Source organism: Janthinobacterium sp. SUN137, assembly GCF_030587265.1.
Lineage (GTDB): Bacteria > Pseudomonadota > Gammaproteobacteria > Burkholderiales > Burkholderiaceae_D > Janthinobacterium > Janthinobacterium kumbetense.
Genome location: NZ_JAPWHZ010000003.1, coordinates 115,354 through 136,683 on the forward strand (window position 1 = coordinate 115,354; position 21,330 = coordinate 136,683).

The 21,330-nt window shown below is 61.0% G+C and carries 17 protein-coding genes and 2 riboswitches; of the genes, 4 read left to right on the forward strand and 13 right to left on the reverse strand.

Translation table 11 applies throughout. The features are described from left to right. Positions 1 to 6: 6 nt before the first annotated feature. The 6 genes from O3298_RS15455 to rpsB form a co-directional block, all read right to left on the reverse strand. The gene (locus tag O3298_RS15455) at positions 7 to 840 is read right to left on the reverse strand and encodes a phosphatidate cytidylyltransferase (RefSeq protein WP_251349122.1); all 834 of its coding nucleotides are present in this window, start codon (positions 838 to 840) and stop codon (positions 7 to 9) included. Beyond that, a complete protein-coding gene (gene uppS / locus O3298_RS15460; RefSeq protein ID WP_099664331.1) occupies positions 840 to 1,607 on the reverse strand; it encodes a polyprenyl diphosphate synthase in 768 nt (255 codons plus the stop codon). Before uppS ends, O3298_RS15455 begins: the two co-directional genes overlap by 1 nt. A gap of 99 nt (positions 1,608 to 1,706) precedes the next feature. Further along, on the reverse strand, positions 1,707 to 2,267 hold the full coding sequence (gene frr, locus O3298_RS15465) for a ribosome recycling factor (protein WP_034784152.1): 561 nt from the start codon (positions 2,265 to 2,267) through the stop codon (positions 1,707 to 1,709). A 178-nt stretch (positions 2,268 to 2,445) separates the two neighbouring features. Further along, the gene (pyrH, locus tag O3298_RS15470; protein ID WP_034752258.1) at positions 2,446 to 3,162 is read right to left on the reverse strand and encodes a UMP kinase; all 717 of its coding nucleotides are present in this window, start codon (positions 3,160 to 3,162) and stop codon (positions 2,446 to 2,448) included. Between the two features lie 148 nt (positions 3,163 to 3,310). Further along, entirely contained in the window at positions 3,311 to 4,222 is a 912-nt protein-coding gene (gene tsf / locus O3298_RS15475) for a translation elongation factor Ts (RefSeq protein ID WP_034752260.1), read from the reverse strand. A 158-nt stretch (positions 4,223 to 4,380) separates the two neighbouring features. Continuing rightward, complete coding sequence (gene rpsB / locus O3298_RS15480; RefSeq protein ID WP_010397614.1) at positions 4,381 to 5,133, reverse strand: 30S ribosomal protein S2; 753 nt, start codon at positions 5,131 to 5,133, stop codon at positions 4,381 to 4,383. A 390-nt stretch (positions 5,134 to 5,523) separates the two neighbouring features. On the opposite strand from rpsB, the gene map reads away from it, so the two are divergent. The 4 genes from map (at position 5,524) to O3298_RS15500 (ending at position 10,645) form a co-directional block, all read left to right on the forward strand. Beyond that, positions 5,524 to 6,336: a type I methionyl aminopeptidase gene (gene map / locus O3298_RS15485; RefSeq protein WP_099668116.1), complete on the forward strand. Its 813-nt coding sequence runs from the start codon at positions 5,524 to 5,526 to the stop codon at positions 6,334 to 6,336. A gap of 34 nt (positions 6,337 to 6,370) precedes the next feature. Then, on the forward strand, positions 6,371 to 8,938 hold the full coding sequence (locus tag O3298_RS15490; protein WP_289913815.1) for a [protein-PII] uridylyltransferase: 2,568 nt from the start codon (positions 6,371 to 6,373) through the stop codon (positions 8,936 to 8,938). A 40-nt stretch (positions 8,939 to 8,978) separates the two neighbouring features. Then, entirely contained in the window at positions 8,979 to 9,728 is a 750-nt protein-coding gene (locus tag O3298_RS15495; RefSeq protein WP_034752263.1) for a pseudouridine synthase, read from the forward strand. 152 nt (positions 9,729 to 9,880) lie between these two features. Beyond that, complete coding sequence (locus tag O3298_RS15500; protein WP_305059936.1) at positions 9,881 to 10,645, forward strand: flagellar brake protein; 765 nt, start codon at positions 9,881 to 9,883, stop codon at positions 10,643 to 10,645. Between the two features lie 177 nt (positions 10,646 to 10,822). On the opposite strand, the gene def is transcribed toward O3298_RS15500, so the two are convergent. The 7 genes from def to O3298_RS15535 form a co-directional block, all read right to left on the reverse strand. Then, on the reverse strand, positions 10,823 to 11,359 hold the full coding sequence (def, locus tag O3298_RS15505) for a peptide deformylase (protein WP_076569759.1): 537 nt from the start codon (positions 11,357 to 11,359) through the stop codon (positions 10,823 to 10,825). Then, a complete protein-coding gene (gene galU / locus O3298_RS15510; protein WP_077403348.1) occupies positions 11,356 to 12,249 on the reverse strand; it encodes a UTP--glucose-1-phosphate uridylyltransferase GalU in 894 nt (297 codons plus the stop codon). The genes def and galU overlap by 4 nt, the downstream gene beginning before the upstream one ends. A 24-nt stretch (positions 12,250 to 12,273) precedes the next feature. After that, positions 12,274 to 14,640, reverse strand: coding sequence for an NAD-dependent DNA ligase LigA (ligA, locus tag O3298_RS15515; RefSeq protein ID WP_305059937.1), 2,367 nt, complete (start codon positions 14,638 to 14,640; stop codon positions 12,274 to 12,276). Between the two features lie 14 nt (positions 14,641 to 14,654). Beyond that, positions 14,655 to 15,818: a cell division protein ZipA C-terminal FtsZ-binding domain-containing protein gene (locus O3298_RS15520; RefSeq protein ID WP_251349126.1), complete on the reverse strand. Its 1,164-nt coding sequence runs from the start codon at positions 15,816 to 15,818 to the stop codon at positions 14,655 to 14,657. After that, a complete protein-coding gene (smc, locus tag O3298_RS15525; protein ID WP_305059938.1) occupies positions 15,815 to 19,342 on the reverse strand; it encodes a chromosome segregation protein SMC in 3,528 nt (1,175 codons plus the stop codon). The genes O3298_RS15520 and smc overlap by 4 nt, the downstream gene beginning before the upstream one ends. A 190-nt stretch (positions 19,343 to 19,532) precedes the next feature. Next, positions 19,533 to 20,168 carry a phosphatase PAP2 family protein gene (locus O3298_RS15530; RefSeq protein WP_305059939.1) on the reverse strand — a complete coding sequence of 212 codons (636 nt, stop codon included), beginning with the start codon at positions 20,166 to 20,168 and terminating at the stop codon, positions 19,533 to 19,535. Between the two features lie 147 nt (positions 20,169 to 20,315). Continuing rightward, positions 20,316 to 20,888, reverse strand: a complete 573-nt coding sequence (locus tag O3298_RS15535) for an ATP-dependent Clp protease proteolytic subunit (protein WP_289913826.1) — start codon at positions 20,886 to 20,888, stop codon at positions 20,316 to 20,318. A 169-nt stretch (positions 20,889 to 21,057) separates the two neighbouring features. After that, positions 21,058 to 21,144: riboswitch (glycine riboswitch) on the forward strand. Positions 21,145 to 21,172: 28 nt separating this feature from the next. Continuing rightward, positions 21,173 to 21,278: riboswitch (glycine riboswitch) on the forward strand. Positions 21,279 to 21,330: the final 52 nt, after the last annotated feature.

Genomic DNA, 21,330 nt, shown 5'->3' on the forward strand with positions numbered 1-21,330 from the left:
GTTTCCTTAAAGCCAGCTGGCCACGAGGGCGGCAAATGGCAGAACCGGGATCAGCGCGTCGATGCGGTCGAGTACACCGCCATGGCCAGGCAGCAGGTTGCTGCTGTCCTTGATGCCGGCGCGGCGCTTCAATTGGGATTCGAACAGGTCGCCGACGATGCTGGCGGCGACGATCAGCAGCAGCACCAGCAAAGCCACCAGCCAGCCGCGGCGCAATTGCAGCTGCACGGCAAAGGTGTCTTGCAAGACCGGCAGTGCTGGCGCGGCGAAAATCGTGATGGCGGCGATGACGAGCACGGCGATGCCGCCGCCGATGGCGCCTTCCCAGGATTTACCAGGAGAAATACTTGGCGCCAGCTTGCGCTTGCCGAAAGCCTTGCCCGAGAAATAGGCGCCGATATCGGCGATCCACACGAGGGCCATGACGGACAGCAGGTACAAGGGGCTATGCAGGAACAAGGCAATGATGGCGACGAAGCAGCCGACGATGGTCACCGGATACACCAGGCTGAGCAAGGTATTGCCCAGGCCTTCGGTGGGCGGCAAGCCCGTCGCCAGCGAAGGCACGAAGCGGATCAGCCAGATGGCCACGCACAGGGCGAACCAGAAATTGAGCTGCGCCATGCCGTTGCCGACAAAAAACGTATAAGCGAAGGCGGCAGTCCAGATGGCGGCAATCAAGAGCGCCTGGCGATTTTTGAAAATGCGGAAGCTTTCCCAGATGGCGGCGCCGAAGAACGCCGTGGCGATCACGGCGAAGGCGGGGAAATAATTCAGATACAGAACCGGCAGCAAGACCGCCAACAAGACCAGGGCGGTGATTATCCGTGTTTTCAGCATCAGTTTGTCTTTTCAGTTAATTGCGCGCTGGTACGGCCAAAGCGCCGTTCGCGCTGCTGGTAAGACGCGATTGCCGCGTCGAGGCACTCGTCATTGAAGTCGGGCCAGAAAGTCTCGGTGAAAAACAACTCAGTGTACGCCAGTTGCCACAGGAGGAAATTGGAAATGCGCTGCTCGCCGCCCGTGCGGATGAACAGGTCGGGCTCGGGCGCGTAAGCCATGGCCAGGTGCGGCGCCAGTTGCTCTTCCGTGTAGGCGTGCCCGGCGCTCTGGCCGTTGGCTGCCGCCTCGGCCGTCATTTTGTTGACTGCCTGCATGATATCCCAGCGGCCGCCGTAATTGGCGCAGATGGACACCGTCAGGCGCGTGTTGTTCGCCGTCTTGCGCTCCGCATTGGCGATCAGGGTTTGCAACTGCTCATTGAAGCGCGACAGGTCGCCCACGACCTTCAGACGGATATCATTGGCATGCATCTTGACCACTTCGCGTTCCAGCATGGTAACGAACAGGCGCATCAGCATCGACACCTCTTCTTCCGGGCGGCGCCAGTTTTCCGAACTGAAGGCAAACAGGGTCAGGTACTCGACACCGCGATCGAGGCAAGTCTCGACGATGCCGCGCACGGCGTCGGCGCCCTTGACGTGGCCAGCCACGCGGGGCAGGAAGCGCTTGGTTGCCCAGCGGCCATTGCCATCCATAATGATTGCCACATGGCGCGGCACCGTGCCCACCTCAGGTACTGCCGTTGTCGAACTCGAATAGATCATGAAAACACGAATACCAAAAATAAAAGATAGCTATTATGCGCCAAATAGCACTGCCCGGAAAAGCCATGCTTTTCCGGGCAGCGTCAAAAGAACTGAAAACTAGACCGTCAGCACTTCTTTTTCTTTGTCGACCACCATCTTGTCGATGTCGGCAATAAACTTGTCCGTCAGCTTCTGCACTTCTTCCGACGAGCGGCGCTCATCGTCCTCGGAGCAGGCTTTTTCCTTGACCAGTTTCTTCAGCGACTCGTTCGCATCGCGGCGAATGTTACGCACGGCAATCTTCGCGTCTTCCGCTTCGCTCTTGACCAGCTTGACCATTTCCTTGCGGCGCTCTTCCGTCAGCGGCGGCGTCGGAACGCGGATCAGGTCGCCCTGTGCCGACGGGTTCAGGCCCAGGTCGGCGTCGCGGATGGCTTTTTCGATGGTGTTGGCCATCTTCTTTTCGTACGGCTGCACACCGATGGTGCGCGCGTCGATCAGGGTCACGTTGGCGACCTGGGTCAGCGCCGTCGGCGAACCGTAGTAATCGACCATCACGTGATCCAGGATACCCGTATGGGCGCGGCCGGTACGCACTTTGGCCAGGTCGGCCCGCAGTGTTTCCAGCGACTTCGTCATGCGTTCCTGGGTGTTCTTTTTAACGTCAGCTAAGGACATGCTGCTCTCCAATCTTGATAACAATGAATATTCTACTTTGCCGGATTCAGCAAACAAACCCGCGCAGTCGGGAGTGCCGAAAACCGTTCAGGGCAAGGCGCAGCGCCGAAGACAGTACTTAATGTACGGCGAGGCGCTGCAACGCAGCCATGAGCGGTTTCTCGGCGCTCCGCTTTCCTTATACGTGAACCAGCGTGCCTTCGTCTTCACCCATGATGACGCGCATCAGCGCGCCCGGCTTGGTGATCGAAAACACCTTGATTGGCAGTTTCTGGTCGCGGCACAGGGCGAATGCGGTGGCATCCATCACTTGCAGGTGCTTGGCGATGGCGTCGTCGAACGTAATCGTGTGGAACAGGGTGGCGTTCGGATCCTTCTTCGGATCGGCCGTGTAGACGCCGTCGACCTTGGTGGCCTTCAGGACGATCTCGGCGCTGATCTCGGAACCGCGCAAGGCGGCTGCCGTGTCAGTGGTGAAGAACGGATTGCCGGTACCGGCGGCGAAGACGACCACTTTACCTTCTTCCAGGTATTGCAGGGCTTTCGGGCGGACGTACGGCTCGACCACTTGTTCGATGCCGATGGCCGACATGACGCGCGCGGTAATGCCGACGTGGCGCATGGCATCGGCCAGGGCCAGTGCATTCATCACCGTGGCAAGCATGCCCATGTAGTCGGCGGTGGCGCGGTCCATGCCTTGCGCACCAGGCGCGACGCCGCGGAAGATATTGCCGCCGCCAATCACGATTGCCAGTTCCACACCCAACTTTGCCACCTCGGCCACATCGGCCACCATGCGCTCGATCGTGGCGCGGTTGATGCCGTAGGGATCATCACCCATCAGGGCTTCGCCGGACAACTTGAGGAGGACGCGCTTGTAGGCTGGTTTTGACATGAGCTGGGGCTCCATAAATGAGGTTATTCGAGTATGACATGGCGCAGCGCCTTGCAGCGCCGGATAGGCGGGAGGAAGCTGCCCATGCCGCCGCCCGGCACGACAGGTGCGGGCGGGCCAAAAAAACGGGCCTCTCGGCCCGCTTTACTTACGCTCCCTGGGAGGCAGCCATCTGTGCTGCGACTTCTGCTGCGAAGTCGTCTTGCTTCTTCTCGATGCCCTCGCCCACTACGTACATGGCGAAACCTTTGACGCTGGTGTTAGCCGCCTTCAGCATTTGCTCAACCGACAGCTTGTCGTTTTTCACGAAAGCTTGGTTCAGCAGGGAAACTTCTTTCAAGAACTTCTGTACGGAACCTTCCAGGCGCTTGGCCAGGATTTCCGGCGATTGCGCTGGCTTGCCTTCGGCGGCCGCTTTGGCTGCGTCTTCTTCGGCTTTCAGTTGTGCAACCGAACGCTCTTTTTCGATCAGTTCCGCAGGAACTTCGTTCGACGACAGCGACACTGGCTTCATAGCAGCGATGTGCATGGCCACGTCTTTGCCGACTTGCTCATCGGCGCCGTCGAATTCGACGATCACGCCAATGCGCGAACCGTGCAGGTACGAAGCCAGCTTGGCGCTGGTTTCGAAACGCTGGAAGCGGCGGATGGTCATGTTTTCGCCGATTTTGCCGATCAGGGCAGCGCGCACGTCTTCCAGGGTCTTGCCATCGAGTGGCAGGGCCAGCAGAGCAGCGACGTCAGCCGGGTTGTGTTCCGCTACCAGACGGGCAGCGTTGTTGGCCAGTGCCAGGAAATCGTCGTTTTTCGCAACGAAGTCGGTTTCCGAGTTCACTTCGACCAGGGCGCCTACGCCATTGGCGATGTAAGTTGCCACGACGCCTTCAGCGGTGATGCGTGCCGATGCTTTCGATGCCTTGCCGCCCAGTTTGACGCGCAGGATCTCTTCCGCACGAGCCATGTCGCCTTCGGCTTCGGTCAGTGCTTTTTTGCATTCCATCATTGGTGCGTCGGTTTTGCCGCGCAATTCGCCTACCATCGCTGCTGTAATCGCTGCCATGTGTTTCTCCTGATTCGGTGAGTCGATAGTCGCGGCCGGGCATGCATGCCTCGCCAGCGGTCACTATCGTTTTTTTGTTAAAAAAAAGGGGGAGCTGCTGCCACCCCTTTTCCCTTACTGCTGTGCTTACAAACGGCTATCCTGCGATAGCCTGGCCATTAAGCCTGTTCGTTTACTTCGACGAATTCGTCGCCAGCGGCTGCTTTAACCATTTCAACAACTTCGTTACCGGCAGCTGCACGGCCTTCGATGATTGCATCAGCAACACCGCGAGCGTACAACATGATGGCTTTCGAGGAGTCATCGTTACCTGGGATCACGAAGTTCACGCCTTCTGGGGAGTGGTTGGTATCGACAACGCCGATGACCGGGATACCCAGTTTAGCTGCTTCGGTGATCGCACCTTTGTGGTAGCCGACGTCGACGACGAAGATTGCGTCAGGAATGCCGCCCATGTCCTTGATGCCGCCGATCGATTTTTGCAGCTTGATCATTTCGCGGGAGAACATCAGCGCTTCTTTTTTCGACAGCTTCTCGATCGAACCGTCTTCGATCATCACTTCCATGTCTTTCAGACGCTTGATCGAGGTTTTGATCGTTTTGAAGTTGGTCAGCATGCCGCCCAACCAACGTTGATCAACGAAAGGCACGCCAGCGCGTTGTGCTTCAGCAGCGATGATTTCGCGAGCTTGACGCTTGGTGCCAACCATCAGGATGGTGCCACGGTTTGCAGCCAGTTGACGCACGTGCTTCATTGCGTCCTGGTACATCGCCATGGTTTTTTCCAGGTTGATGATGTGGATCTTGTTGCGATGGCCGAAGATGAACGGTGCCATTTTTGGATTCCAAAAACGGGTTTGGTGACCAAAGTGGACACCGGCTTCCAGCATTTCGCGCATTGTTACGGACATTATTAACTCCAGGGTTGGGTCTGGAATCCGATCAGTCACCATACAGGCACCCTTGTCGACCGGATTCGCGTGTTTATATAAATTAAAGACACTGTTTTACTACATTGCTTAAAAGAGAATTCAAGCAACCCGGAATTCTACACCGAAATGCCCATTTCATCAAGTCCACGGCGCAAATCGCGCGCGCAGCGACGGCAAGCGTTGCACCACGCTGGTGCAACGCGTATCCGCCATGGCCATTCCCGCAAAAAACGCCTGCTCGCCCTAGGATGGAGGCGGCGGATACAGGGCGCCTCGTTTATAATTTCGACATATTTGCAGACTTTTCCTCCTACGCTGAGATTCGTCTGTGCTTTTCACCCGAACAACTTGCAGATTGCGAATTACATCATGTCCACCATCCGTATCAATACCGCCGCCGACATCGAAGGCATGCGCGTTGCCGGCAAACTCGGCGCCGAAGTGCTCGACTACATCACTCCCTTCGTCAAGGTCGGCGTCACGACCGGCGAACTGGATCGCCTGTGCCACGAATACATGGTCAACGTGCAAGGCACCATCCCTGCCCCGCTGAACTATTGCCCGCCCGGCTACACGCCCTACCCGAAAGCCATCTGCACCTCCGTCAACGACGTCATCTGCCATGGCATCCCCGGCGACAAGGTCTTGAAAAGCGGCGACTCCGTCAACCTCGACATCACCGTCATCAAGGATGGCTACCACGGCGACAACAGCCGCATGTTCCTCGTCGGCACGCCGACCATCCTGGCCAAGCGCCTGTCGGAAATCACCTATGAATGCATGTGGCTGGGCATAGCCCAGATCAAGCCGGGTGCCCACCTGGGCGATATCGGCCACGCCATCCAGCAGCACGCGGAAAAGGCCGGCTACAGCGTGGTGCGCGAATTCTGCGGCCACGGCATCGGCAAGGTCTTCCATGAAGAACCGCAAGTGTTGCATTACGGCAAGCCGGGCACCCTGGAACGCCTGGAAGCGGGCATGATTTTCACCGTCGAACCGATGATCAACTCGGGCCGCCGCGAAATCCGCGAAATGAACGATGGCTGGACCATCAAAACCAAGGACCGCAGCCTGTCGGCGCAATGGGAACACACGGTGCTGGTGACGGAAACGGGCTATGAAGTGCTGACCGTCTCGCCCGGCATGCCGCCGCCACCGGCCTTGATCCTGAACAAAGCCTGATTCTCCACCCCACGCACCGCCACCCAGGGCCCAGATGAAAAAGCAAGTTCGGGAACAGCTGAAACAGCAACTGAAAGCCGACCGCCAGGTCGTCATTGCGGCCTTCCAGGCCGACGGCAAGCCTGAAAAACTGCTGCGCAGCCTGCGCCACAGCGTCGACGGCGTACTGGCGCGCGCCTGGCAGGAAGCGGGCTTGCCGCCAGGCACTTCCCTGGTGGGCGTGGGCGGCTATGGCCGCGGCGAACTGTTTCCGTATTCCGACGTCGACCTGCTGATCCTGCTGCAACAGGCGCCCGATGGGGCCACGCAGGAAAAGCTCGAGGAACTGGTGCAGCTGCTGTGGGATCTGGGCCTGGAAATCGGCCACAGCATCCGCACGGTCGATGAATGCCTGGTCGAATCGAAGGCTGACATCACCGTGCAAACGAGCTTGCTCGAAGCGCGCCTCGTGTGCGGCAACGCGGACTTGTTCGCGCAATTGCAGCAACGCTATGACGCGGCCATGGACCCGCAGGCGTTTTTCCAGGCGAAAACGGCGGAAATGCGCCAGCGCCATGCCAAATATGAAGACACGGCCTTCAGCCTGGAACCGAATTGCAAGGAAAGCCCGGGCGGCTTGCGCGACTTGCAGGTCATCCTGTGGGTAGCCAAGGCGGCCGGCCTGGCAAACTCGTGGCGCACCCTGGCCACGGGCGGCCTGATCACCCTGACGGAAGCGCGCCAGCTGATGGAAAAGGAGCGCGCCTTCAAGGATATCCGCGTGCGCCTGCACCTGCATGCGGGGCGGCGCGAAGACCGCCTCGTGTTCGACGTGCAGACGGCCATCGCCGAATCGCTGGGCTTGCAGGCGACGGGCAGCGGGCCGCACATGCGCCGCGCCAGCGAATTCCTCATGCAGCGCTACTACTGGGCCGCCAAGACGGTGACCCAGCTCAACACGATCTTGCTGCAAAACATCGAAGCGCGATTGTTTCCACAAGACAATGTGGCCGTGCCCATCAACGCACGCTTCAATGAAGTCAATAGCCTGATCGACATCAGCGCCGACGATACCTTCGAACAATACCCATCGGCCATGCTGGAAGTCTTCGTGCTGATGACGGAACGCCCCGCCCTGAAGGGCATGACCTCGCGCGCCACGCGGGCCCTGTGGCACGCGCGCTTCAAGATCGACGCCGCCTTCCGCCAGGACCCCGTCAACCGCGCCCTCTTCCTGCGCATCATGCAAGCGCCGGTCGGCATCATCCATGCGCTGCGGCGCATGAACGAGATGAGCATCCTGGGGCGCTACCTGCCGAATTTCCGCCGCATCGTGGGCCAGATGCAGCACGACCTGTTCCACGTGTACACGGTCGACCAGCATATTTTGATGGTGGTGCGCAACATGCGCCGCTTCACCATGAGCGAACACGCGCACGAATACCCGTTCTGCAGCCAGCTGATGGCCGATTTCTCGCAATCGTGGCTGCTGTACGTGGCGGCCCTGTTCCACGACATCGCCAAGGGTCGCGGCGGCGACCATTCGAAGCTGGGCGTGGCCGACGCCACCCAGTTCTGCCAGGAGCATGGCCTGTCGGAAGAAGACACGGAACTGGTGGCTTTCTTGGTGGAAAATCACCTGACCATGTCGCAAGTGGCGCAAAAGCAGGATTTGTCCGATCCCGACGTCATCGCCGCCTTTGCAAAGGTGGTCAAGGACGAGCGCCACCTGACGGGCCTGTACCTGCTGACGGTGGCCGACATCCGCGGCACCAGCCCGAAAGTGTGGAATGCCTGGAAGGGCAAGCTGCTGGAAGACCTGTACAAGATCACCTTGCGCGTGCTGGGCGGCGAACCGCACACGGCCGACCGCGAGCTGAAGAACCGCCAGCAGGAAGCGCTGGCCACCTTGCGCCTGTACGGCTTGCCGCCGGACGCCCATCTGAAGCTGTGGCAGCAGCTGGACGTGGCGTATTTCCTGCGCCACGACGCGTCCGACATCGCCTGGCAAACGCGCTCGCTGTATGACAAGCTCGACAGCAAGTTGCCGGTGGTAAAATGCCGGCTGGCGCCCATCGGCGAAGGCTTGCAGGTGGCCGTGTACATTCCCGACCAGCCCGACCTGTTCGCGCGCATCTGCAGCTATTTCGACCGCAAGAACTTCAGCATTCTCGACGCGAAGATCCACACGACCAAGAATGGCTATGCGCTCGACACGTTCCTTGTCACGGAACAAAATTTCGCCAAGAGCTACCGCGACATCATCAGCCTGATCGAGCATGAGCTGGGCGAGCTGCTGCAGTCGCAAACGCCGCTGCCGCCGCCGGGCAAGGGACGGCTGTCGCGCCTGTCGCGCACCTTCCCCTTCCAGCCGACCGTGGATTTGCGGCCCGATGAAAAGGGCCAATACTATTTGCTGTCGGTGGCGGCCAACGACCGCACGGGGCTGCTGTATGCGATCGCCAACGTGCTGACCAAGTACCGCATCAACTTGCACACGGCCAAGATCATGACCCTGGGCGAGCGGGTCGAAGACGTTTTCCTCGTCGACGGTCCCGCGCTCAACAATGCCCGCAACCAGATATTGCTGGAAACCGATTTACTCGATGCGCTGAAAGTGTAGACTTTCCGCGCAGCGCCTACCTTACTGAAACTGAAACAACATGACCGAAGAATTATTACGCTTGTCCAAACGCATGTCCGAACTGGGCCTGTGCTCCCGCCGTGAAGCCGATGAATGGATCGCACGCGGCTGGGTCCGTGTGGATGGCAAGGTGGTGTCCGAGCTGGGCAGCAAGGTCTACCCCAGCCAGCGGGTCACCGTGGAACGCCAGGCGGCGGCCGAGCAATCGAAGCGGGTCACCGTCCTCATCAACAAACCCGTCGGCTACGTCAGCGGCCAGGCCGAAGACGGCTACACGCCCGCCGTGGCCCTGATCAAGGCGGAAAACCGCTGGGCGGAAGACCGCAGCCCGGAACAATTCCACCCCACCCAGCTGCGCAGCCTGGTGGCGGCGGGCCGCCTGGACATCGATTCCGTCGGCTTGCTCGTCCTGACCCAGGACGGCCGCGTGGCCAAGCAGCTGATCGGCCACGATACCGATATCGACAAGGAATACCTGGTGCGCGTGAGCTACACCAAGGGCGGCACTCTGCCCGACAGCGAACTGAAAAAGCTCAACCACGGCCTGTGGCTCGACGGCAAGCCGCTGCTGCCGGCCAAGGTGCGCTGGCAAAACGAAGACCAGCTGAGCTTTACCTTGCGCGAAGGCAAGAAACGCCAGATCCGCCGCATGTGCGAAGCCGTCGGCCTGAAAGTGCTGGGCCTGAAACGCGTGCGCATCGGCAAGGTCAAGCTGGGCGACTTGCCGACGGGCCAATGGCGTTACCTGAGCGCGGACGAACAGTTTTAAGCGACGGCATCAAAGTGGCATGCCGCAGGGCATGCCAAGCCATATAAGCAACAGGAATATAGTGATATAAAAACAATTATTGTGATTTACTTAGTAAATATTGCTTTAAACCTATACACTATTCCCCATCAGAACAAAAGAGATACGCTGTCGTGAACGATCCCATCCCCAATCCCCTGCGCAAAGGCGCGCCCAGCCTGGCTGACGTGGCCGAGCCGATGGCGCCAGGCACCAAGCCGCACCATATGAGCGATCCGTGGGATATCGGCGAAACCCTGTGCAGCCTGGCAGACAACGGCGACGCCATTTCCATCTACCCGGCGGGCGGCGAAGACGTCATCATGGCGCGCATCCTGTCCGTCGACGACGACTTGCCGCAATTCATGCTGGAACTGAATGAAGGTGCCACCCTGCCCGAAGGCGGCGCCACGTTTGTGTCGTGGGTGCAAAGCGCCAAGTTGCAATTTACCATCAATGGCGAATGGGAAGCGTATCCCGAGCGGCCGAACGTGTACCTGACGAACTTCCCCAGCCATTGCCTGGTGCTGGAACGGCGCGAATCGGCACGCCTGGAAACGCCGCTGGGCGTGTACTACCTGGCCGCCTTCGTGCTCGAGGGCCGTCCGTATGAATTGCAGCTGTATGATTTCTCGGCCGGCGGCATCGGCATGCGCGCCCATCCGCGCGACACGGTAGGCCTGTACGTGGGGCGCAAGCTGTCGCGCGTGCGCCTGGAGCTGGGACCGAACAAGGTCATGATCGCCGACCTGGAAATCCGCCTGTCGCGCACCTTCCGTTCCTTCCTGCTGGGCGAGCAGGTGCAGATCGGCTGCCGCTTCCTGAACCTGACGGATGCCATGCAGGATGAGTTGAAGATGCTGCTCGATAACCTGGGCAGCAGCCGCAAGGTGCGCTAGCTTTGCTTCACGCATGAAAAATGGCCGCCCAGCTCATGCTGCGCGGCCATTTTTTGTTTAACAGCCAAAGTCACGAGGCGCCTGAAAAACGTTCAGGGCAAGGCGCATTGCCGAAGACAGTACGAAGAGTACGGCGAGGCAATGCAACGCCGCCATGGGCGTTTTCTCAGCCGCCGATCAATCGTCGTCGTTCGGGTCGAGGTCAGGAAACATGACTTCCGTGTAGCCGAATTGCGTAAAATCAACGATACGCATCGGATACAAAATGCCGTGCAAGTGGTCCACTTCATGCTGCACCACGCGCGCATGGAAACCGTCGCAGTCGCGGCTGATGGGCTGGCCGAACTGGTCCACGCCTTCGTAATGCAGTTCGCTCCAGCGCGGCACGCTGCCGCGCAGTCCGGGCACGGACAGGCAGCCCTCGAAACCCTCTTCCTTGCGTTCCGACAAAGGCGTCAGCACAGGGTTGATCAGCACGGTTTCCGGCACTTGCGGCGCATCGGGATAGCGCAGGTTCTGCTTGAAGCCGTAAATCACCAGCTGCAGGTTGACGCCGATCTGCGGCGCCGCCAGGCCCGCGCCATTGGCCGCATGCATGGTGTCGAACATGTCGGCGATCAAGGCATGCAGTTCGGGCGTATCGAATTCACGCACGGGCTCGGCCATGCGCAGCAGGCGCGGATCACCCATCTTGAGGATGTCACGTACCGTCATTTTGTTTCCAGTGTCGCTTGCAGTTGTTGCAGATAACTACGGAAGGCGGCGCCCGTTTCCGGATGTTTCATGCCCATCGCCGTCGTTGCCTTCAGGTAACCAAGCTTGGAGCCGCAATCATAACGCTGCCCCTGGTAGCGGTAAGCCAGCACGCGCTCTTCGCGCATCAGGGCGGCGATGCCATCCGTCAACTGGATTTCGCCGCCGGCGCCCGTGCCGATATTTTCCAGATGGTTAAAGATACGGCTGGTCAGCACATAACGGCCCACCACGGCCAGGGTTGACGGCGCCTCTTCGGGCGCGGGCTTTTCCACGATGGCCGAGACCAGCTCCAGGTCGGGCTGATAATTCTTCGCCGACACAATACCGTACTGCTTGGTTTCCGCGCGCGGCACGTCCTGCACGGCCAGCAGCGAGCAATTTTCATACTGGAAGACATCGGTCATCTGCGCCAGCACGGGGCGCACGCCTTCTTGTACATCCATGAAATCGTCGGCCAGCAAGACGGCAAACGGCTCGTCGCCGATCACGGGACGGGCGCACAGCACGGCATGCCCCAGGCCCAGCGGCGCCGACTGGCGGATGTAAATGCAATTGATATGCTTGGGAATGACGTTTTGCACCATGTCGAGCAACTGGCGCTTGCCGGCCGCTTCCAGTTCCGATTCCAGCTCGTAAGCCGTATCGAAATGGTCTTCGATGGCGCGCTTGTTGCGTCCCGTGATGAAGATCATTTCCGTGATACCGGCCGCCACGGCTTCTTCCACCGCGTACTGGATCAGCGGTTTATCGACGATGGGCAACATTTCCTTCGGTTGTGCCTTGGTCGCTGGCAAGAAGCGGCTGCCCAGGCCGGCGACGGGAAAGACTGCTTTTCTGATTTTTTTCATGGGTCTTCTGTAATATTTTAAGAATTAATCCAGCGCGAGCAAGGCCAGCAAACCAGCCTCGTCGAGGATGGCCACGCCCAGTTCCTGGGCCTTGGCCAGCTTGCTGCCGGCGTCCGAGCCGGCCACGACATATCCTGTCTTCTTCGAAACAGAACCGCTGACCTTGCCACCGGCCGCTTCGATCAGCTCCGCCGCCTCGTCGCGGCTCATATTGGGCAAGGTGCCCGTCAAGACGAAAGTCTTGCCGTCCAGCTTGCCGCCAGCGGCTGGCATTTCAGGCAATTGTGACAGTAATTCATGACGCAGGGCGTCCAGTTGACCAAGCAGCTTGACATTGCCCTCATCGGCCAGCCACTGCGCCAGCGACTCGGCCACGGCGGCAGGCAAGCCCGCATGGAAGCTGGCGCCTTGCGCGGCCAGGCTGGCCAGGGTCACGCCCCGCTCCACCAGCTGCTTGCTGCGCGGCTCCGTCAGCTTCGGGATGCCGATGGCGGCCAGCAAGGTGGTTTGTTCGAGCTGCGTGCGCAGCTTGGCGCTGGGCGCATGTTCGCCTTGCGGCGCGACGCCCGCGTCCAGCAACGCCTGCAGCGCCTGCTGGTTCTTTTCTTCGGCAAAGAAATCGGCAATCGACTCGGCGACCGTGCCGCCGATGTCGGGCAGCACGCGCAGCAAGGCCGCGGGCGCTTGCCGCACATACGCCAGGCTGCCGAGCCACTCGGCCAGGGTCTTGGCCGTCGATTCGCCCACGTGGCGGATGCCCAGCGCGAACAGGAAACGCTCAAGCGGCGGGCGCTTGCTCGCTTCTATACCGGCCAGCAAGTTTTCCGCCCACTTGGTGGGAATCTTGCCTTGTTGCACTGTTTCTGGCGTCGAACCGTCGCGCTCGTCGGCGCGCACTTTCATTTCCAGCAATTTATCCAGGGTCAGGCTGTACAAGTCGGCCAGACCGTGCACGTATTCCAGTTCGACCAGGGTATCGATATAACGTTCGCCCAAGCCTTCGATATCCATCATACGCCGGCCCGCGAAATGGCGGAACGCTTCCTTGCGCTGCGCCGAGCAGAACAGGCCTCCCGAGCAGCGGGCAATCGCCTCGCCCTCTTCGCGCACCACGTGCGAGCCGCACACGGGGCACGTTTCCCGCATCTTGAACGGCGGCGGCGCCGGTTCCGGCCGTTTTTCCAGCACCACGGACAGCACTTCCGGAATCACGTCGCCCGCGCGGCGCACGATAACCGTATCGCCCACGCGCACATCCTTGCGCCGCACTTCATCTTCATTGTGCAAGGTGGCGTTGGTGACCGTCACGCCACCCACGGACACGGGCGCCAGGCGCGCCACGGGCGTCATGGCGCCCGTGCGGCCCACCTGGATATCGATGCCCAGCACCTGCGTCAGCGCCTCTTCGGCGGGGAATTTGTGCGCCAGCGCAAAACGCGGCGCGCGCGACACAAAACCCAGCTCTTGCTGGTCTTCCGTCGCGTTCACCTTGTAGACGACGCCGTCGATTTCATACGGCAAGGCGGGACGGCGCGCGCCGATGTCCGCGTAGTAATCGAGCAAGCCTTGCGCGCCCTGCACCACACGGCGCTCCTTCGACACGGGAATGCCCAGGGTTTCGTACCAGTCCAGCAAGGCCGAATGCGACACGGGCATGGCGGCGCCATCGAGGGCGCCGATGCCATACGCATAGAAACGCAGCTTGCGCTGGGCCGTGATGCGCGAATCGAGCTGGCGCAGGCTGCCGGCCGCCGCATTGCGGGGGTTGGCGAATTCCTTCTGCCCCGCTTCGCGCTGGCGTTCGTTCAGGCGGGCAAAATCGGCCTTGAACATCATCACTTCGCCGCGCACGTCGAGCACGGCAGGAATCTTGTCGCCATGCAGGCGCAGCGGGATGCCGGAAATGGTGCGGATATTCGCCGTCACATCCTCGCCCGTGGCGCCATCGCCGCGCGTGGCCGCCTGCACGAACAGGCCGTTTTCATAGCGCAGGTTGATCGCCAGGCCGTCGAATTTCACTTCGGCAGCGTAATCGACTTCGGCGCCGTCAAGGTCCAGCCCTTCGCGCACGCGGCGGTCGAAGTTGACGATATCGTCATCGGTGAAACCATTGTTCAGCGACAACATCGGCACCGTGTGCGTGACTTGCTCGAATTGCGGCAAGGGCGCCGCACCCACGCGCAAGGTGGGCGAATCGGGCGTGCGCAAGTCGGGATGGGCCGCTTCCAGCGCCTGCAGTTCGACGAACAGCTTGTCGTACTCGGCGTCGGGGATGGTGGGATTGTCGAGCACGTGGTAGGCGTGCAGATGCCGATTGAGTTCGGCCGTGAGTGCCAGGACGCGCTGAGCGGCATTCCGCTGGGCGGCGTCCTGGTTGATCGGATCAGTCATTATTGCGGGATTCTTCAGCTAAATAAACGCAGGGCGCGGGTGGAACCGGCCGGAATGTCGGCCGCGTCCATTTCCTGGTAAAACTCTTGCACCTGGCCGGCGATCTCGGCCAGCGCCGCATCGGACAAGGCCTGGTTGTAATCGTCGACGATGGTGGCGTCCAGGCGGCCCACCAGTGCCTTGGCGCAAGCGACCATGGCGCCGAAGCCGTCGCGCGCGGGCGCCACGCATGGCACGTCCAGCAGCAAGGTCAGGCGCGGCGTCGTTTCCTCGGCCAGGGTGACATTCGTCGACAGCGAGAACAGATAGCCGCCTTCGCCGTCCGGCATGACGAAACGGCCGTCCGGACGCACGTCGAAGCCCTGCTTTTCCAGCGCGAACAGCAAGGTGGAAATGGCCCATGGCGCGCCATTCGTATGCAGGTTGACGCCCAGCTGGGCATCGTGACCGGCCACGAAGCGGTGCAGATTGCGCGCTTCGGCCATCACTTCCATCATGTCGGGCACTTCCGGCTCGGCGCCGATCTCGTCGGCGACGCCGCGCAGGCGCGTGACCAGTTCCGAGTATTCCAGTTCATTCAGGGCCGTGCTGCGGCTGGCCAGCTGCACGCCGCCCTGCATCTTGGTATAGACACCGCCATGCGTGATCGGTTCCCAGTCGCCATTCACGTGCAAACCGATGAAGTGGACGGGCTTGTTGCCCACCAGGCGCAGGGTTTGCAGCACGGGCAGGATCTTGTCGCCACGCACGGGCGCTTCCAGCGACAAAGGCAGCAGGCAATCGATCAGCGGGTCGACCAGGCTGGTCGCCTGCTCGCTGGCGGCGCTGACTTCCGGCTGCGCCGGCGCGGCAGGAGCGGCGGGTGCAGGGTCGGCATCGGCCAGCGACGGTTCCGCATGCACGGGCGCGTCCGGCACCACGGCCGCGGGCGGCGCGCCGAACGACGGTTCGGCCTTGGCGGCGGGCGCCGCGTCGAAGCGCGGTTCCTGGCGCAGCACGGGTTCCTGGGCTTCCACGGCAGGGGCGTCGCCCTCGCGCATCAGCACGTCGTCGTGGTCGGTGGAAAAAGCCCGTTCCACGCTTTTCTTGGCCTTGTATTCCTGCCATTTGTTGTACGAGAAAACGCCGACGATAAAGACGCCGCCGGCGCCGAACAAGGTAATTTGAAGGTCTGTCATGCTGCTTGTGCCTCGGTTGCAAAATTTGCGGCGGACTCCATGTCCACCGCCACGATGCGCGATACGCCCTGCTCCTGCATCGTCACACCGATCAATTGATGGGCCATTTCCATCGCAATCTTGTTATGCGAAATGAAAAGGAATTGGGTCTGGTCGGACATGCGCTTGACCATGCGGCAGAAGCGTTCCGTGTTCGAATCGTCCAGCGGTGCATCGACTTCGTCGAGCAGGCAGAACGGCGCCGGATTCAGGCGGAACATGGAAAACACCAATGCGGTCGCGGTCAGCGCCTTCTCTCCACCCGATAACAGGTGGATGGTGGCATTTTTCTTGCCGGGAGGCTGCGCCATGACTTGTACACCGGAATCGAGAATCTCGTCGCCCGTCATGGTGAGCCTGGCCTGGCCGCCGCCGAACAGAATCGGGAACAGTTCGGAAAAGTGATGGTTGACCTTGTCGAACGTGTCTTGCAGCAAGTCGCGCGTTTCCTTGTCGATCTTGTGGATCGCGTCTTCCAGGGTGTTGATCGCTTCCGTCAGGTCGGCATTCTGGGCGTCGAGGAAATTCTTGCGCTCGGATGCCTGCGCCAGTTCGTCCAGCGCGGCCAGGTTGACGGCGCCCAGGCCCGTGATGGCATTCGTCAGGCGCGTGACTTCGCCCTGCAGATACGATGGACGCATATCCGGGTGCAATTTTTCCGTCAGCGCGGCCTCGTCGGCGCCCGCTTCCAGCAATTGCTGAGCGAATTGCTCCTGGTTCAGACGCGCAGCCTGTTCCTTGAGCTGCATTTCCATGATCTTGTCGCGCTGCGGCTGCAAGCTGCGTTCCGATTGCGTGCGCGCATCTTCGGACAGGCGCAGCTGCTGCGTAATTTGATCGAGTTCGTGGCGCGCGTCCGCCAGCGCCCGCTCCTGCGTCGTGCGGCGTTCGAGCAAGTCCTGCAAGCCGTCGGCGGCCGCGCCGCTTTCCAGGTTGGCCAATTCCAGTTCGCCCGCCTGCAGGCTTTCCGTCACTTGCTGCGCCTGCGTGCTGGCCGTGGCGATGTTGCGGCGCAATTCCTCGATCTTCGCGCGGTGGGCTTTTTCCGCGTATTCCGTATCCTTGGCGGCCCGTTCCAGGTCGCGCAAGGCTTCGCGCGCTTCGGACAAAAGCTGTTCCTTCCGCAGGAAGTCCGTGTGGCCGTCTTCGTGCGCTTCCTGCAAGTTGCCCAGCTCCATGTCCAGCTGTTCGAATTTCTCTTCCGATTCCAGCTTGGTCTGCATCTGCTCCGCTTCCTGCGCGGCGATCTCGGCGAGATCCGCACCGATCTGCGTGCTGCGCTGGTTGAAGCGCGCTTCCACTTCCGACAGTTTCACCACGTCCAGTTGCAGAGTATGCACGGAAGACGTCAGTTGCTGTATGCGCAAGCGCAAGTCGGACAGATTGCGCGTCAGGGTGGCGACGGCCGCATCGGCCCGCACGGAGCGGGCGCGCGCCTCTTCGGCCAGCAATTGCTGGGCACGCAACTGCTTGCCGATATTGTCGATTTCCTGCTGGCGGCCCAGCATGCCTTCCTGCTCCGAATCGGCCGCATAGAAGCGCACGCTGGTGGCTGTCACGACGTGACCGGCGCGCGTGACGAAATAGCCGCCCGGCGGCAATTTAGCGCGTTCGGCCAGCGCTTCGGCCGCGTCTTCCACGGCATAGGCGTTGTACAGCCAATCCTGCAGCAAGCCGCGCAAGCCCGGATCGTTGAGTTTCAACAAGTTCAGGAACGGTTTCAGGCCGGCGATTTCCAGCAGCGGCAGGGGCGCCACCGTGGATGGCGCGTACAGGGCCAGCTTGGCCGGCGGCGCGTCGGCAAAGAAGGCCTTGGCCCAGTCGATATTCGACAGTTGCAAGGCCGACGTGCGCTCGCGCAAGATCGATTCCATGGCCGCTTCCCAGCCCGCTTCGATCTGCAACTTTTGCCACAGACGCGGCAAGGTGTCGAGCTCGTGCTTTTTCAGCCATGGCTGGACCTTGCCCTGCGTCTGTACCCGTTCCTGCAATTGTTTCAAAGCGGAAAGACGCGCTTCCAGCTGGGCATTCGCCGCCGTCTCGGCATTGACTTGCGCCTGCGCCTCGGCCCGTTCCTGTTCCAGCTTTGGCTGCTGCTCCAGCGCCTCTTCCAGGTAGAACCCCTGCTCTTCCAGGGTTTGCTGCTTTTCTTCCAATTGGAGCTTCAGGTTTTCCAGGTGGCTGCTGTCGGGCAGACTGAGGCTGTTCTTTTCCTGCTGCAGGCGCTCGCGGCGACTCAAGAGGCTGGCCAGGATGTTCGAGGCGTTGCGCTGGTGCGCCGATTCCAGTTCCAGTTGCTGCTGCGCCTGCATGATGCGCGCGCGCGATTCCGTGCTCTTGTTTTGCGCGGCGCGCCAGGCGGCGTCCAGCTCGGGCAATTGCTCGCCCTTCTGTTCCGCCATCATTTGCGACTGTTCCACCTTCGCAGCCAGCTCTTCGAGGTGGAATTCCGCCTCTTCGATCTGTTCCTGGTATTCGCCGCCCTGGCTGGTCCACTGGTCGCGCTGGGCCGTCAGGGTGGCCAGCTGCGCCTGCAGGCGGGCGCGCGATTCGATGACGAACTTGATCTGCGCTTCCAGGCTGCCGATTTCCGCATTCGTCTGGTACAGATGGCCTTGCGCCGTATGCAAACGGTCGCCTACGGCAAAGTGCGCCTGGCGCATCTGCTCCAGGGTCAGTTCCACGTTGCGCAGCTTGGCCGTCTGCTCTTCCAGGTCCGTCTGCGCCTGTTCCACTTCGCGGAAATAGCGCGTCTGCTCGTTTTGCGCCTCGTTCTTGCGCAGCAGCCACAACAGCTTCTGTTTTTCTTCCTGGTCCGCCTGCAAGGCGTGGAAACGGGTGGCGACAGCGGCCTGCGCTTCCAGCTTTTCCAGGTTGGCATTGAGTTCGCGCAAGATGTCTTCCACGCGCAACAGGTTTTCGCGCGTGTCCTGCAAGCGGTTTTCCGTCTCGCGGCGGCGTTCCTTGTATTTCGACACGCCGGCAGCTTCTTCGAGGAAGACGCGCAATTCTTCCGGGCGCGATTCGATGATGCGCGAAATCATGCCCTGGCCGATGATGGCGTAGGCGCGCGGACCGAGGCCCGTGCCAAGGAAGATATCCTGGATGTCGCGCCGGCGCACGGGCTGGCCATTGATGTAATAGGTGGAGGTGCCGTCGCGCGTCAGGGTGCGCTTGACGGCGATCTCGGCGTACTGGCCCCACTGGCCGGACGCCTTGCCATCGTTATTGTCGAACACCAGTTCCACGGAAGCGCGCCCGGCCGGTTTGCGGTGGGTGGAGCCATTGAAAATGACGTCCTGCATCGATTCGCCGCGCAATTCCGACGCTTTCGATTCGCCCAGCACCCAGCGCACGGCGTCGATGATGTTCGACTTGCCGCAGCCATTCGGCCCGACCACGCCCACGAGCTGGCCTGGCACCTGGAAATTGGTGGGATCGACGAAAGACTTAAATCCCGACAACTTGATGGAAGAGAGACGCACGTGTTTTAGAGTTCCTGGCCTATGCTGGCGGTTATATTTGGGTGAACCCGGTTCATATTCAGTTCATGGCCACCTTGGCCACCCTTGCGGCAACAGTCTATCCACTCACCGCAGGGAGTGGTTCATCATACCATTTCCTGATGCTTTTCTGGCCAAAAAACCGCAGCGCCAGGCGCCGGCGTGCCCCGCCTTACGGGGCTGGGCGGCCATCCTGCGCCAGTTTCCAGTCTTCGCGGGAAAAAACACGCTCATGACCGGACAGCGCCAGGGCCAGTTTTTGCAGCCATTGCTCGGTCGGCATGGGCTCCGCCTTGAAGCTGAGCCCCATCATCAGCACGAGGCTGGCCAGGGCCAGCGCATGGCTGACGGCGATATTCACGGCGCCGCGGGCGCTCCACATGAAGCCCAGGGCCAGCGCCAGGCCCAGCACGCAGCCGCTGACGGCTTCCGACACGCTGTGCGCATGCACGACCACGCGCGAAATGGCCACCAGCACGGCAAAGGCCACGCCGACAAGCACGCCGGCATGGCGCCAGCGCGGTGCGGCCCGCTGCAGCAGCACATACATCAGCACGGGAAACACGGCGCCGGCGCGCATGGCATGGCCGCTGAAGCCCGTAAAATCGAGCGCGCTGCTGCCCACGCCCCAACTCATGAAGGCCAGCTTCGACAACACCACGAGGACCAGGCCGCCGCCGTACCACAGGCTCCAGCTGAGCACCAGGCGCCATTGGCGCGAGACGAGCAGCCACAGGGCAATCGCCACGCCAGCCGGCCCCATCACGGACATATCGGCCGCAAAAGAAATCCCATTCCACCAAGTCATCGCGCCTGCACTTATTTCATGATCAGCTTGCACTATGCCACGACTCTGCCCTGTTCCGCGCGGCTTTTGCTGTGCTGCAGCGAAGAATTACATTCGATTACAAACTTTCCACGCTGAAACCATCGGCCCGCCATGGCGCGGCAGGCGTCAGATATTCGTCAGGCGCTTGCCCTTGGGCGGCGCAAAGTCGCGGATCGATTCGATCATGCCCACTTCCAGCGCCTGGTCGGCCGTCAGGTGCAGGTCGGAATACGCATGCACCTGCCACTGCTCTTCCGTCAGGCTGACGTGGCCGCGCAGGATGCGCTCGGTACGCATGTCGTCGGCGCGCAAGCCCTCGACGATGATGCTGAGCGCGTCGGGGCGGGAACCGGGCGAGGCTGTCGCATGCGACTTGTGCACCATGAAGCGGGCCGTGTCGCTGGCATGGCGGCGCCGCCCCGCCAGGAACAGGGTGACGGCGATGGAGGCCACGGCGCCCGCGTTATAGGTGATGATGTCGAGCGGCAACTTGCTGAGGAAGTTGTACAGACAGATGCCGTCGCTGACGTAGCCGCCGTTCGACTGGATCAGGATGTGCGCGGTGGTGAGCTTGTCTTCCGTGATGTCGGCCGCGGCGTTGAAGACGCGCCGCACCATATCGCTGTTGACGTCGCCCGAGAGGGTAAAGTAACCGTGCTGCTCGGTGTTGTTTTGCGTCTCGCTTTGTGTAGTGTTCATGGCAGGCACCCGCAAGAAAGCCAGAATTTCATCATAGCGCATTCCCGCGCGTCCGGGCGCCCTTTTGCGGCGTCTCCAGCCCCCTGACAGCCCCGCAAACCGGGGCTTTTGCTGCAATTTGGCAACGTCTTTTCAGATTGACAGAAACACCCTGCTGGCATATATTCCTCCCACTTGATCGGGAGAGGGCAAACCAGCGTTGCCGCCGAAGGGGCACTACCCAAAAACTCTCAGGCAAAAGGACCGATCAGGCGGACTGAAGCTGTTGCTTTGGCGACACGTTTCAGCTCAACTCTGGAGAGCGGCCGCGGCTATTGCCGGCGGCCCACCGAAGGGGCGCACGGGGCAAGCCCCCGTAATCTCTCAGGTACAAAGGACAGGGGGGTCAGTGATCACGCTGGAAAGCCGTGTTTGGCTATTCTATGTTTTGTTAACTCCCCTT

Excerpts from the sequence above, each read along its gene's own strand:
- rpsB (WP_010397614.1), bottom strand. The coding sequence starts at position 5,133 with ATGTCCGTAACAATGCGCGAAATGCTGGAAGCCGGTGTCCACTTTGGT.
- O3298_RS15455 (WP_251349122.1), bottom strand. The coding sequence starts at position 840 with ATGCTGAAAACACGGATAATCACCGCCCTGGTCTTGTTGGCGGTCTTG.
- frr (WP_034784152.1), bottom strand. The coding sequence starts at position 2,267 with ATGTCCTTAGCTGACGTTAAAAAGAACACCCAGGAACGCATGACGAAG.
- O3298_RS15495 (WP_034752263.1), top strand. The coding sequence starts at position 8,979 with ATGACCGAAGAATTATTACGCTTGTCCAAACGCATGTCCGAACTGGGC.
- pyrH (WP_034752258.1), bottom strand. The coding sequence starts at position 3,162 with ATGTCAAAACCAGCCTACAAGCGCGTCCTCCTCAAGTTGTCCGGCGAA.
- O3298_RS15520 (WP_251349126.1), bottom strand. The coding sequence starts at position 15,818 with ATGACAGACCTTCAAATTACCTTGTTCGGCGCCGGCGGCGTCTTTATC.
- O3298_RS15490 (WP_289913815.1), top strand. The coding sequence starts at position 6,371 with ATGAAAAAGCAAGTTCGGGAACAGCTGAAACAGCAACTGAAAGCCGAC.
- galU (WP_077403348.1), bottom strand. The coding sequence starts at position 12,249 with ATGAAAAAAATCAGAAAAGCAGTCTTTCCCGTCGCCGGCCTGGGCAGC.
- map (WP_099668116.1), top strand. The coding sequence starts at position 5,524 with ATGTCCACCATCCGTATCAATACCGCCGCCGACATCGAAGGCATGCGC.
- O3298_RS15530 (WP_305059939.1), bottom strand. The coding sequence starts at position 20,168 with ATGACTTGGTGGAATGGGATTTCTTTTGCGGCCGATATGTCCGTGATG.
- def (WP_076569759.1), bottom strand. The coding sequence starts at position 11,359 with ATGACGGTACGTGACATCCTCAAGATGGGTGATCCGCGCCTGCTGCGC.
- tsf (WP_034752260.1), bottom strand. The coding sequence starts at position 4,222 with ATGGCAGCGATTACAGCAGCGATGGTAGGCGAATTGCGCGGCAAAACC.
- O3298_RS15535 (WP_289913826.1), bottom strand. The coding sequence starts at position 20,888 with ATGAACACTACACAAAGCGAGACGCAAAACAACACCGAGCAGCACGGT.
- ligA (WP_305059937.1), bottom strand. The coding sequence starts at position 14,640 with ATGACTGATCCGATCAACCAGGACGCCGCCCAGCGGAATGCCGCTCAG.
- uppS (WP_099664331.1), bottom strand. The coding sequence starts at position 1,607 with ATGATCTATTCGAGTTCGACAACGGCAGTACCTGAGGTGGGCACGGTG.